At 71.8% G+C, this 12,911-nt stretch carries 10 protein-coding genes; 2 read left to right on the top strand and 8 right to left on the bottom strand.

Features of this window, described 5'->3' with window-relative positions:
- Nucleotides 1-58 precede the first annotated feature (58 nt).
- Entirely contained in the window at nt 59-1,669 is a 1,611-nt protein-coding gene (locus HPS36_RS14570; protein ID WP_173230707.1) for a SufS family cysteine desulfurase, read from the bottom strand.
- Nucleotides 1,670-1,709: 40 nt separating this feature from the next.
- On the opposite strand from HPS36_RS14570, the gene HPS36_RS14565 reads away from it, so the two are divergent.
- A complete protein-coding gene (locus HPS36_RS14565) occupies nt 1,710-2,351 on the top strand; it encodes a type 1 glutamine amidotransferase (protein ID WP_173230706.1) in 642 nt (213 codons plus the stop codon).
- A gap of 79 nt (nt 2,352-2,430) precedes the next feature.
- Here HPS36_RS14565 and HPS36_RS14560 read toward each other — a convergent pair whose 3' ends face one another.
- From HPS36_RS14560 to HPS36_RS14545, 4 genes are all read right to left on the bottom strand, one after another.
- Complete coding sequence (locus HPS36_RS14560; RefSeq protein ID WP_173230705.1) at nt 2,431-3,966, bottom strand: MATE family efflux transporter; 1,536 nt, start codon at nt 3,964-3,966, stop codon at nt 2,431-2,433.
- A gap of 75 nt (nt 3,967-4,041) precedes the next feature.
- On the bottom strand, nt 4,042-4,482 hold the full coding sequence (locus HPS36_RS14555; RefSeq protein ID WP_137715753.1) for an EamA family transporter: 441 nt from the start codon (nt 4,480-4,482) through the stop codon (nt 4,042-4,044).
- Nucleotides 4,483-4,512: 30 nt separating this feature from the next.
- Nucleotides 4,513-6,303 (bottom strand): histidine kinase N-terminal 7TM domain-containing protein, encoded by a 1,791-nt coding sequence (locus HPS36_RS14550; protein WP_173230704.1) that lies wholly within the window; start codon nt 6,301-6,303, stop codon nt 4,513-4,515.
- A 97-nt stretch (nt 6,304-6,400) separates the two neighbouring features.
- Nucleotides 6,401-7,366 carry a UbiA family prenyltransferase gene (locus HPS36_RS14545; RefSeq protein ID WP_173230703.1) on the bottom strand — a complete coding sequence of 322 codons (966 nt, stop codon included), beginning with the start codon at nt 7,364-7,366 and terminating at the stop codon, nt 6,401-6,403.
- Between the two features lie 178 nt (nt 7,367-7,544).
- Here HPS36_RS14545 and HPS36_RS14540 point away from each other — a divergent pair, with 178 nt between their 5' ends.
- Nucleotides 7,545-8,312, top strand: coding sequence for a VOC family protein (locus HPS36_RS14540; protein WP_173230702.1), 768 nt, complete (start codon nt 7,545-7,547; stop codon nt 8,310-8,312).
- Nucleotides 8,313-8,387: 75 nt separating this feature from the next.
- Here HPS36_RS14540 and HPS36_RS14535 read toward each other — a convergent pair whose 3' ends face one another.
- The 3 genes from HPS36_RS14535 to HPS36_RS14525 all read right to left on the bottom strand — a co-directional run bounded on the left by HPS36_RS14535 (nt 8,388) and on the right by HPS36_RS14525 (nt 12,848).
- Nucleotides 8,388-11,099: a hybrid sensor histidine kinase/response regulator gene (locus HPS36_RS14535; RefSeq protein WP_173230701.1), complete on the bottom strand. Its 2,712-nt coding sequence runs from the start codon at nt 11,097-11,099 to the stop codon at nt 8,388-8,390.
- A 142-nt stretch (nt 11,100-11,241) separates the two neighbouring features.
- A complete protein-coding gene (locus HPS36_RS14530; RefSeq protein ID WP_173230700.1) occupies nt 11,242-11,685 on the bottom strand; it encodes a Zn-ribbon domain-containing OB-fold protein in 444 nt (147 codons plus the stop codon).
- A complete protein-coding gene (locus HPS36_RS14525; protein WP_137715758.1) occupies nt 11,682-12,848 on the bottom strand; it encodes a thiolase domain-containing protein in 1,167 nt (388 codons plus the stop codon). The genes HPS36_RS14530 and HPS36_RS14525 overlap by 4 nt, the downstream gene beginning before the upstream one ends.
- Between the last annotated feature and the right edge of the window lie 63 nt (nt 12,849-12,911).

Here is a 12,911-nt window from a genome sequence, read left to right as displayed (position 1 = left end):
GTCCCGGAGCCGCGCGCCCGTCCCGTCCGAGGTCGACGCCGAGCGCCGCGGTGACGGCCTACGCCCCGTGTTCCGCGACGTACTCTCGGGCCGCCTCGCGGATGACTTCCTCGGGGCCCTCGACGCACTCGCTGCGGATGTCGGGGTACTGCCCGTCGAGCGCGCGGGCGACGTGCCCGTCGAGGTCGGCGACGGCCTCGACCGCCATACCCTCTAGATCCTCCGAGAGCAGGCTGGCGACGGCCCGGCTGACCGCGCAGCTCCGGCTCTCGAAGGCGATCTCCTCGACGCGCCCGTCGGCGATCGTCACGTGGAACTCGCCGTCGTCGCCGCAGGTCGTCTCCTCCGAGGACTTCACGAACGTCGGGTCGGTGAGCGCGCCCGAGTTACGGGGCTGGTGGTAGTGTTCGCTGACGAGATCGTGGTAACGGTCGGAGGCGAGGTACGCGTCCAGGTCATCGCGGGCCGAGTCGACGACCTCGAGGAGGCGGTCCACGTCCGCGCGGGTGTTGTAGACGTAGAATGACGCGCGGGCGGAGCCGGGGATGTCGAGCCGGTCGTGGAGCGGCTGCGTACAGTGGTCGCCGGCGCGGATGGCGATGCCGCGGTCGTTGAGGAGGCTGGAGAGGTCGTGCCCGTGGACGCCCTCGACGTTGAACGAGACGAGGCCGGTGCGCTCCTCGCCGACGCCGGGGCCGTACGCCTGGACGAACTCTCGGTCCGCGAGCTCCCGGAGCAGGTACTGCGCGAGGTCGTTCTCGTGCTCGCGGACGGCGTCCATGCCGAGATCAGCGAGGTAGTCGACGGCCGCGCCGAGCGCGATGCCCTCCGCGATGGGCGGCGTGCCGGCCTCGAACTTCCAGGGCAACCCGTTCCACGTGGAGTCGGTGAGCGTCACGTTCCGGATCATCTCCCCGCCGAAGAGGAACGGGTCGAGGTCCTCCAGCAGCTCCCGCTTCCCGTACAGCCCCCCGATCCCGGTCGGGCCGGCGAGCTTGTGCCCGCTGAACGCGAAGAAGTCCGCGTCCATCGCGCCCACGTCGACGGGGCGCGTCGGCGCGGACTGGGCGCCGTCGACGACCGCGTACGCGCCGTGGTCGTGCGCGAGGGCGGCGAGGTCCGCGACGGGGTTGACCGTCCCGAGCACGTTCGAGACGTGGGGGACGCAGACGACCGCCGTGTCGTCGGTGACGATGTCGCGGGCCGTGTCCGCGTCGAGGTGGCCGTCGGGCGTGACCGGGACGTGGCGGACGGTCGCGCCCGTGCGCTTGGCGATCTGCTGCCAGGTGACGAGCGAGGCGTGGTGGTCCATCTCCGTCGCGACGATCTCGTCGCTCTCGTCGAGGTGCCGGCCGAGGCCGTACGCGACGAGGTTGATGCTCTCGGTCGTGTTCTTGGTGAAGACGATCTCCTCGCGGCCGTCGGCGCCGAGGAAGTCGGCGACGCGGTCGTGCGCCCGTTCGTAGGCGAGCGAGGCCTCGTGGCTCAGCTCGTGGATCCCGCGGTGGACGTTCGCGTTGTACCCCGCGTAGAACTCTTCGAACACCTCGTACACCTGGCGAGGGGTGTGCGTGGTCGCGGCGTTGTCGAGGTAGGTGAGGGGATGGCCGTTCACGCGCCGGTCCAGGACGGGGAAGTCCGCACGTACCGCTTCGGCATCGAAACCCATGTCACTACCGAGAGATCAGTTCTTCTTAAATTGATCGCAGATGATACTGGTACTCAATAACGCGGTCGACGGGGGCTACATGGCCGACGAGATCGCGCACTTCCTGCCCGACGCCCGCGTGTACGACTACCCGCACGAGGACGGCGACCCGAGCCTCGACGGCGTGGACGGCGTCGTCGTCGGCGGGAGCGAGGTCGGCGTATACGACGAGCCCGACCAGCCGTGGATCACGGCCCAGAAGCGGTTCGCGCGCCGACTCGTCGAGGAGGGGGTCCCGACGCTCGGCATCTGTTTCGGCCACCAGATCCTGAACGCCGCGCTCGGCGGCGAGGTCGTCGACAGCGGCACCTCTCGGCTCCGGCTCTGCGACGCCGAACTCGACGCCGACGAGCCGCTGTTCGACGGCGTCGAGCCGACCGTGCCGGTGCTCCACTCCGACGTGGTGACGGAGCTCGGCGACGGGATGGAGGTCATCGGCCGCGCGGACTACTACGAGTACTTCGCCACCCGCCACCGCGACCGGCCGGTCTGGTCGGTCCAGTACCACCCCGAGTTCACCCCTAGGATCGTCGATGAGTACGACGGCTGGGAGGCGACCGAGCGCTCCTTCGAGGACGCCACCGCCACCCGAACGCTCGCCAACTTCGCGGCGCTCGCGGAGTCGTTCGGGGACGACTCGTAGCCGGCGGGCTCGCGGCGACTTCGGGCCCGCCCGCGGCGTGTCATCCGCTCCGCCGGCCGGGGCCCGACGCCGCCCGATCTCAGTCGTCCGCGGTCGCCTCGGGCCGGTACGCCTCGCTTATCTTCTTCCACTTGCCCGACCGGAACCGGAGGTAGTTGATCGCGGCGGGGATCGTCGTCTCCGCCATGAACGCGAGGTAGAGTCCCCACAGGCCGATCGCGGGGAGCGCGACTTCCGGGATCGTGACGCCGACGAGCGGCAGGTCGATCGCCGGCGTCGCGCTGTGCGCGCCGACGTACGCGAGGGGGATCGAGACGCAGAACATCCCGAGGAACTGGCTCGCGAAGGGGATCTTCGTGTCGCCGGCGGCGTCGAGGGGGCCGGCCGCGCCGCCGGAGACCCCCTGGAAGATCACCGCCGCGCAGGCGGCGTAGACGAGGTTGACGGCGATCGGGATCTCGGGGCTGTCGGGCGACTCGGCGAACAGCGAGACGATGTCGGTCGCGAAGACGGCGATCAGCACCGCGGAGACGGCGTACGTCGCCACCGAGAAGCGGATGATGTCGCGGGCGTACGCCTCCGCCTCGTCGGGGCGCTCGACGCCGAGTTCCTGCCCGACCAGGCTGGAGGAGGCGAGGCCGAAGCCCCAGCCGGGGGTGTTCATGATCCCCCAGATGCGGCGGGCGATGACGAACGCGGCCACGGTGTTCTGCCCGAACACGTCGAGGATGGCGAGCATCGGGAACTCCGCGGCGGTCCACACGAGGTTGCGCGCGCCGACCGGGACCCCGATCTCGACGAGGTCGCGGAGCATGCCGGGGTTGACGTACGAGCCGGTCGCGTCGATGGCGACCGGGAACTCGCCGATCAGCGGGGCGCTCCCGCGGACGAGGCCGACGGTGAAGCCGGCGACCGCGAGGACGTTCGAGAGGACGGTGCCGACCGCGGCGCCCTCGACGCCCCAGCCGAGGCCGAAGATAAACAGCGCGCTGAGGACGATGTTCGCGACCGCGCCGCCCGCCCGAACCTGCATCGCGGTGTAGGCGTCGTCGCAGCCGACCAGTACCCGGCTCCCGACCAGGTTGAGTGCGGCGAACGGGACTCCGAGCCCGACGACGCGGAGGTAGTCGGCGCCGTAGGCGATCGCCGCCTCGTTGCTGCTCAGGACGTCGATGAACGCCGGCGCGTACAGCCAGAACGCGCCGCTAACGGGGACCGTGATCGCGATCACGAGGAGGACGCTCGACCGGACCGCGTCGCCGAGTTCGACGAACGCCTCGGCGCTGAACCGCTGGGAGACGAGGGCGATGGTACCGCCGGCGACGCCGCCGCCGAGCGCGAACGCGAGCCCCCAGTAGGGGCCGGCGAAGCCGACGCCGGCGACGGCGCTGGTGCCGACCGCGACGCCGACCATCGCCACGTCGACCGCGTTCTTCGACATCCGCGCGATCCCCGTGACGATCCGCGGCCACGCGAGGTCGGTGGTCCGGACCACGCGGTGGCGGTCGATCAGGCCGACCCGGGCGAGGGCGAAGCCGATGTACAAGATCAACAGCCGGAACGGGTTCGGAACGCGGGAGATCAGCGACCGGAGGGAGCTCGGAAGGCGAGACACGACGGATGAGCCCGTTTCCCGCTGGCGGCTAAAGGGGTTTCGTCACGCGGCAGGCGGTTCCGGATCGGCCCGCGGTCAGGCGCCGGAGACCAAGTAGACGGCCGCGGCGGCGAAGGCGATGCCGAGCCCCTTCCGGGCCGTGAACGACTCGCCGAGGAACAGGAAGCCGATCACCGACGAGAAGACGAGGAACATCGCGAAGATGGGCGTCACGACGCTCACGGGCCCCAGCGAGAGCGATCGGTAGAGGGCGAGGATGCCGATGCCGAGGAACACGCCCGCCGCGAGGACGTGCGCCAGCTTCGGCGACGCGAGGTGGGCCGTGAACCCCTGTCCGGTGTACGCGATCACGCCGATCGCCATGGCGACGAGCAGCGTGTTCGAGACGACGACGGCGACGTCGCTCGGGATCGCGTTCGGTCCGGTCGTGGCGACGCGCATCAGCGGCGAGACGAGGGCGTACGCGCCCATCGCGAGCAGCGCGTACGGGAGATAGGTCGTGGCCGTAGCGTCCATATCCCGCGGTCGGGGTCCGGCGTCAAGTGCCTATCGACCCGCGTCCGGCGGCGTCCGCCGCGAGACCGAACCGCCCGCGGTCGACGGGCCGTCGGCGGGCGGTTCCGGGGCCTCGTTCCCGTCGCCCCCGGCCTCGGACGGTTCCCGGTCGATCGGAACGGCGACCGTCACGAGCGTCCCCTCGGGGTCGCGCTCGTCGAACGAGATCCGGCCGCCGAGGTGGTCGACGCCCCACTTGACGATCCACAGGCCGATCCCGCTGCCGTGCCGGAGGGGAGTCTCCGTGCCGCGGTCTAATACGTCGTACTCCGCGGGGTCGATCCCGGGGCCGTCGTCCGCGACGGTGACCTCGACCCACCCGTCCGCGACCGCGGCGTCGACCCGCATCCACGGCGCGTCGCCGTCGTTGTGTCGCACCGCGTTCGAGCAGAGGTTCTCTAAGACGACTACCAACACCTCTCGGACGGGGACGGTCGGCACCTCCCCGACCTCGACCCGCGCGTCTGGACCGTTTGCTCGCGCCTCCGCGACGGCCTCGTCGACGACCGCCGGGAGCGGCCTCCACTCCGACTCGTCCGTCGGGTCGAACAGCTCGCCGGCGGTCCGGGTGCGCTCGCTGAGGTCCAGCATCCGCTCGGCGCTCTCCGAGATGACGGACATCGCGCGCTCGTCGGTCGGGTCCGAGCGAAGCTGTTCGGCGTACCCCAGGATGAGGTTCGTCTCCGTGCGAACGTCGTGCCGGAAGACGCGGTTGAGCACGTTGAGCCGCTGCTGCTGGCCGAGGTACGCCCCGACGTCGTGGTAGGTTATGACCCGCGCGGTGGTGCGGTCGTGGTCGTCGACCACGTCCCTGATCGTCGCCTCGTAGGGCCGCTGCCCGTCGCGCCCGACGAGCCGTATCGCCCGCGGCTTGTCGTCCCCGCTTGCGTCGAGTTCGCGGACCGCGTCGTACTTCGGGACGACCGCCGCCGCCGGCTCCCCGATGGCCGCGCGGCGGTCGACGCCGAACGTCTCGGCCGCGCTCTCGTTTAAGTCGACGAGGAGCCCCTCCGTCCCGACGACGAACACGGGGTCGTGGAGCTGCTCGAAGACGAGTTGGCGCGCGCGGCGGCGCGGGGCGGGCGCGAGCGTCAGCAGCCGGAACCGCGAGAGCGCGAGCAGGTACGCGACCCCCGAGACCCCGAACACCAGCGGCGTGGGGTCGAGTCCGGGGATCGGGATCGCGCCCGAGAGGTACGCGACGCTGCCGGCCCACGGCGCCGCGGTCCCGACGAGGAGCGCCGCGCTCTGTCCCCGGAACGGGCGGGCGTCGTCGCGGATCAGCTGGATCAGCGGGACCGATCCGACCGCGCCGAGGAGGTAGGTGTAGCCCGCGATGATGTAGTACAGCGGCCCGGGCACCACGTCGAGGAACGTGCCGACGGCGGTCTCACGGACGACCCGGTCGGCCGCGAGGAGATTGCCCGGGTCGCCGGCGGCGGCGACCGCGACGGTGGCCGCGGGGACGACGGACACCATCGCCACGGAGAACGGCGTCACGTAGCGGTCGTAGCCGGTGTACGCCAGCGCGAAGAAGAGCCACCCGACCGGGATGGCGACGACGCCGACCCACTGGACGTCGTACCACAGCGCCTTCGCCGGCAGCGTCGTCGCCTCCAGTTCGAAGACGAGGAACGTCGCCCACCAGACCTGCCCGGCGAGCAGCACCGCGAGCCAGGTCGCGCCCGGCTCCGGGCGCTCCCGCCACGCGAGGATCGCCCCCGCGAGCCCGACCGTCACGGCCACGAGGAGGGCGACGGACAGGGGGCTCAGCGCGGCCATGGCGTTTTTTACGCGCATCGCATTTATAACTCATCTGGTCGGGGTAGTTTATTGAAAAATCGGTCGCTCGGGCCTCAGCGAAGGGAACGTCCCCTTCTCACAGCCCGATCGCGAGGAGGGCGACGCCGGCGACGAGGTAGCTGCCGTCCGGGGCGAGACCGAGCGCCGTCCCGTCGAGCCGTCCCGCGAGCGCGGTGACGGCCAGGGAGACGGCGAGCTCGACGGCCAGCGCGGCGAGTGCCGCCGGCGCCGCCGCGCCGGTCGCGAAGGCGACCGCGAGCAGCCCGGCGGCGACGGCGTCGACGCCGAGGAGGATCCGCCGCGTTCCGGCGACCCCGAAGACGACCGGGAGCGTCGCCACGCCCCGCGCCGCGTCGGCGGCGGCGTCCCTGACGTTCGGGATCTCGACGTCGACGAACGAGCGAATGAGGACGTACGCGAACAGCAGGGCGACCGTCCTCGGTCCGACCGAGTCGACGGGGACGCCCGCGAACGCGAGCGGCGCGGCGACGACCGCGACCGCCCAGGCGAGCGCGACCGCCGCCGAGTTGAGGAGGAACACGTCCTTGAGCCGCGGCACCGAGACCGCGCCGAGCGGCGCGAGGCGGTCGCCGAGGGCCGGGAGCCAGTCGGTGGCGTAGCCGATCCACACCGCGCCCGGGACGAGCGCGAGCGCCAGCGCCGCGGGCCCGGCGCCCGCCGCGAGCGCGACCGCGAGCCCGTAGCTCACGGCGGCGGCGACCATCAGCTGGTCGGCGTAGCGGAGCGCGAAGCGGGCGCGCAGCGGCGTCGAGTCGGCGTCGCCCTCCGCGTCGGCGACGTGGTCCGCCGCGTACACGGAGAACGCGATCAGCCCGACCGCGATCGGCGCGGCGGACCGCTGGACCCCGAGCGCGGCCGTCACGAGCGCCACCTCGACGGCCGCGACGAGCGCGGTGAACGGGGCGCCCGCGGCGAACGCGGCGACCCGGCGCACGGCGCCCGTGTCGGGGGGAGTCACGTGCGAGCGATACTGCGATGTCGTGCCGTCTGCCGTCGACGGCTTCGTCGGTTCGTTTGCCATAGAGACGTTCGCCGCCGGTCGACGGCGAACGTGCGATATGGGGGATCGAGCCGTATCTATCCACCCCGTCCGGCGTTAATAAAACGCGAATTCGCGCTGTATCGGATCCCCCCGTCCGGCCCGGCGAGGGGGTTCGGGCTTCAGTACGCTTTTGACCCGAGCGGCCGATCTCTCGCCCATGGACGGAACCTTCGATCACGTGATGATCCGCGTCGAGGACTTAGAGGAGAGCCTCGACTGGTACCAGACGCACCTGAACTACGAGGAGAAGGGCCGCTGGGAGGCCGACACGTTCACGAACGTGTTCCTCGGCCCCGAGGACGTTCACGAGGACGGCGCCCTCTTAGAGCTCACGTACAACCACGACGGCCGCAGCTACGAGATCGGCGACGCCTGGGGTCACATCGCGGTCCGCGTCCCCGAGGACGCGCTCCAGGAGTCGTACGACCAGCTGATGGACGAGGGCGTCGAGGACTACCGCGACCCCGAGTCCTGCGGGAACCGCTACGCGTTCGTGAAGGACCCCGACGGCCACGAGATCGAGATCGTCAAGCGCGACCACGGCGCGAAGTGGAGCATCGACCACACGATGATCCGCGTCGAGGACGCCGACGAGGCGCTGGGCTACTGGACTCGCAAGTTCGAGTACGCGGAGTTCCCGGGCCGCTGGGAGGCCGACACCTTCTCGAACTACTTCGTGGCGCCCGAGGACGCGGCCGAGGAGGCGATGAAGCTCGAACTCACCTACAACTACGACGGCCGCGAGTACACGATGGGCGACGGCTGGGGCCACGTCGCGGTGCGCGTCGACGACCTCGACGAGGCGTGGGACGACCTCATGACCCGCGAGGCGCCCGACTACCGCGACCCCGCCTCGTGCGACCACAACTACGCGTTCACGAAGGACCAGGACGGCCACGAGGTCGAACTGGTCACGCGGGACTGATCGACTCCGCTCGACCGAGGTTACACGGGCAGAAACTCGCTTTTTCTCCCGCTTTCGCGCCGGATTCGGACCGGCTCACTCCTCGAACTCGACGCCGGTGACCTCGAAGCGCGCCCCGCCCTCGTCGCTCTCGACCGCCCGCACCGACCAGCCGTGCGCGTCGGCCACTTGTTCGACGATCCGCAGCCCGAACCCGGTCCCCGACTGCGAGGTCGTGTGCCCCGCCTCGAACACGTCTCCCCGGCGCTCGGGATCGATCCCCGGGCCGTCGTCGGCCACGTAGAAGCCGTCCGGCAGCGTCCCGACCGCGACCGTCACGTCGTCGCCGCCGTGTTCGATCGCGTTCCGGATCAGGTTCTCCAACAGCTGTTTGAGCCGCCCCTCGTCCGCGAGGATCATCCCCTCGGCGTCGGCGCGCAGCGTCGCGTCCCGCGTGTCGACCGTCCGCCAGCAGGAGCCGACGACCCGACCCAGGTCCACCGGGTCGGCGTCGGTCACGGGGTCGCCTTCGCGGGCGAGCGTGAGCAGGTCGTCGATCAGGGCGGTCATCCGGCCGTGCGCGCGCTCGACGGCCGCGAGGTGGTCGCTGTCGCACTCCTCGCGGGCGAGTTCGGTCCGGCCGCGCGCGACCTCCAGCGGGTTCCGGAGGTCGTGTGACACCACCCCCGCGAACTCCTCTAAGCGGTCGTTCTGTCGCTCCAGTTCCGAGGTCCGCTCCGCGAGCCGGCGGGTGCGCGCCTCGGCCTGGAACGCCGTCTCGGCCGCCGTCGCCAGGATCCCGGCGAGGTACTCGTCGACGCCGCCGAACACGCCGGGCTCCGTCTCGCCGACCGAGATCGTCCCGTAGTCGCCGATCGGGACGATCAGCAGGCTGCGCAGGTCCGTGTCGGCGTCGAGCGCGTCGGTCTCGCGGATGTCGTCGAACTTCCGGGGCTCGCCGGCGTCGTACGCGCCCCAGTTCAGGCTCCCCCCGTCGGGGGTGTAGGTCCGCCGCTCCGGCAGCAGGTCCTCCGCCTTCGGCGAGACGGCCATCGGCACCAGTCCGCCGTCGTCCTCGTCGTGGATCCGGACCGTGACGATCGAGAACCCGAGCACGTCGGTGGCGGCCTCGACCGCCCGCTCCGCGATCTCCTTCCGCGAGTCCGCCCGGACGAGGGTCCGAGTCGCGTCGTGGAGCCGCTCCACGCGGCTCTCCCGCTCGATGCGGTCGAACGCCGCCTCGAGGTGGCCGGTGAGGATCTCGGCCACGAGCACGTCGGTGTCGGTGAACTCGTTCGGCTCCGGCGAGGAGACGACGAACAGCCCGTGGTCCCCGATCGGACGCAACACGAGGCTCTCCGCCGGCGAGGGCTCGTCGAGCGGCTCGTACGTCGACAGCTCGTCGACGACGAGCGACTCGTCGCTCCGGAAGGCGTCCCACGCCATCGCCGCCCGCGTCCCCGGCGGCGCGTCCCGGTCGTAGGACGGCTGCTCCTCGAACAGCGCGGGCACCGACTGGCCCAGCGCGACCGGTTCGAGGCGGTCCCCCTCCTCGGTGCGGAGGTGGATCCCGCTCAGCCCCGCGTCGATCAGGTCTTCGACCGCCTCCACCGCCAGATCGGCCGCCTCCTCGGTCGTCCGGGCGTAGTTGAGGTCCCGGGTCCACTCGCGGAGCCGGGCGAGGGTCCGCTCGCGCTCCTTCCGCTCGGAGACGTCCCGCGTGGTGACGACGTACCCCTCGATGGCGTCCGTCTCGATCCGCTCGCTCCCGTTCGACTCGAGCCACCGGTACTCGCCGTCGGCCGTCTCGAACCGGTACTCGGCCGTCGGCGGGCCGCCCTCGGCGTCGAGATCGCCGAACGCCGCCCTGACCGCCTCCCGGTCCTCCGGATGGACGTAGTCCAGCGACCGCTCGCCGAGCAGGTCCGACGGGTCGTGGCCGGTCACGCGCTCGCAGGACGGGCTCAGGTACCGGAACCGCCAGTCGCGCGACAGCACGGCGACCACGTCGCTGGCGTGTTCGATGAACGCCCGGTGGCGGTCGCGGTCGGTGGCGTCGCGGATCACGCCGACGAAGTGTCGCTCGCCGTCCGCGGTGAACTCGCCGTACGACAGCGAGACCGGGACCTCGTGGCCGTCGCGGTGGAGCGCGTCGAACCGGACGTCCGACCAGTCGACGCTGCGCTCTCCGGTGGCGAGGTACCGCTCGACCGCCCCGAGGTGGTCGTTCCGGTGCCGGTCTGGCATCAGCGTCGTCAGCGGCTCGCCCTCCAGCTCGCTCGGCTCGTACCCGAACACCGACTCGACGGCCGGGTTCGCGAACTCGATCACGCCGTCGGTGTCGACCGACAGGATCGCGTCCGACGCCCCCTCCGCGACCGCGCGGAACTGGCCGACCGCCTCCTCGGCCTCCAGTTCGGCGCGCCGCTTCTCGACGGCCTCGACGACCCTGTTCGCCAGCCGCTCGTACCGCTCCGTGCCGCCGCGCTTCTGGAGGTAGTCGGTGACGCCGGCGGAGATCGCTTCGCTCGCGACCTCCTCGGACCCTCGCCCGGTGAAGAGGATGAACGGGAGGTCCGAGTAGCGCTCGCGGACCGCGGCGAGGAACGCCAGCCCGTCCCGCCCGGGCATCTCGTAGTCCGAGACGACGCACTCGACCTCATGGTCCGCCAGGATGTCGAGCCCGGCGTCCGAGTCGGGCGCCGTCTCGACCGCGATCCGGTCCGCCTCGCGCTCTAAGAACGAGGCGGTGACCTCTCGCAGGTCCGGGTCGTCGTCGACGAGGAGGACCGGGATGCGGTCGGACATACGGTCGGAATACTTACCATCCCTGTATAATGGTTTTGCCCCGCCGCGCGTCGGACGCCGAAATTCGACGGAAAGACCGCGAGCGACGCCGGTTCCGGGGTGACCTCTCACTTACCGAGCGACCCGCCCGCTCGCGCTCGGCTCACTCGTCCGGGGACCGGTCGGCCGCGGGCCGGAAGACGACGAGCCGCTCGCCGTCGGTGGCGCGCTCGCCGACGGCGGCCGTCACCGCGTCGCCGATTGCGACCTCCGGGGCTGCGTCCCCGTCCGGGTCGTCGCCGCGGACGATCCCCGTCAGCCGCGTCGGGCCGAAGTCGACCACGGCGGTCGCGTACGGCGCGTCGTCGGCGAAGCGCGGCGACGGGACGTGGACGACGCTGTACGTCTCGACGGTCCCCGTCTCGCGGAGCGGCTCCCGCGAGAGGTCCGGCGACCCGCACTCGGGGCAGACGCGGCGCGGGGGGAGCGAGCCGTGGCCGTCCGGGCACGCGAGCGCGAACCCCTCGCCGTCGGCGAGCGCGTCGAGCCACTCGGCGTAGTCGCGGTCGGTCGGCGGGGACTCTCCGCTCGGGTCCGCGTCGCTCATTCCGCCACCTCCAGCACGTGGACGACCGCGCTGGCGACGGTCCCGCCCGCGTTGTGCGCGACGCCGACCTCGGCGTCTGGGACGTGCTCGCTGTTGGGGTGGTCGCCGCGGAGGAGCCGGGTCAATTCGGCGATCTGCGAGCCGCCGGTCGCGCCGACCGGGTGGCCCTTCGCCTTCAGCCCGCCCGAGAGGTTCACCGGGAGGTCGCCGTCGGCGGTCGTGACCCCCTCGCGGGCGGCCGAGATCCCCTCGCCCGGCTCGAACAGTCCCAGCGACTCCAGCGCCAGCACCTCGGCGATGGTGAAGCAGTCGTGGACCTCCGCGACGTCGACGTCGCTCGCCTCGACGCCGGCGTCGGCGTAGGCCGCGTCGGCCGCGTCGTCCGCGGCGGGCGTCCGGGCGAGTCGGTCGCGGTCGCCGAGCGCCATCCGGTCGGTCCCCTGTCCGGTGCCCGTCACCGCGACCGACGCGTCGAGGTCGTTCCGCTCCGCGTACTCGGCGGAGACCAACACGAGCGCGCTCGCGCCGTCGGTGATCGGGCAGGCGTCGTACAGGTGGAGCGGCTCCGCGACCGGCGGCGCGTCCATCGCCTCCGCGACGGAGACCTCCTTCCGGTACTGAGCGTACTCGTTGGGCACGGCGTTGGCGTGGTTCTTCGACGCGACGTGCGCGAGGTCCTCGCGGCTCCCGCCGTAGGCGTCGAAGTAGGCGTTCGCCATGAGCGCGTAGGCGCCGGGGAAGGTGACGCCCGCCCGCACCTCGAAGAGGTCGTCGGCCGCGATGGCGAGCCCCTCGGTGACCTCCGCGGTCGGGAGGTTGGTCATGCGCTCCATCCCGCCCGCGAGGACCACGTCCGCGTCGCCCGCGGCCACCGTCCGGACCGCCTCCCGGACCGCGACGCCGGCCGACGCGCACGCCGACTCGTAGCGCGTCGCCGGGCAGCGCACCCCGGCTGCCTCGGCCATCAGCGGCGCCTGGTGGCCCTGGTGCTCGGCGAGCGCCCCCATGAAGTTCCCGTAGTTCAGCTCCTCGACGTCGGCCCGGTCGACCGCCGCGTCCTCGAACGCCCGCAGCGCGGCCTCGCCGAACAGGTCGCGGCCGGTGCGCTCCGGGTGACTGCCGAAGGGAGTGAGCCCGACCCCGGCGACGCGTACCTCTGTCATACACGAACGATGATCGGGGACGTGGTTTATCTCTGCCGGAACCGGGGGTTCCGGCTCGGCGGC

This window comes from Halorubrum salinarum, from assembly GCF_013267195.1.
GTDB lineage: Archaea > Halobacteriota > Halobacteria > Halobacteriales > Haloferacaceae > Halorubrum > Halorubrum salinarum.
The sequence above is the reverse complement of the archived record's forward strand: the minus strand, read 5'-3'. Positions and strand labels throughout refer to the sequence as shown.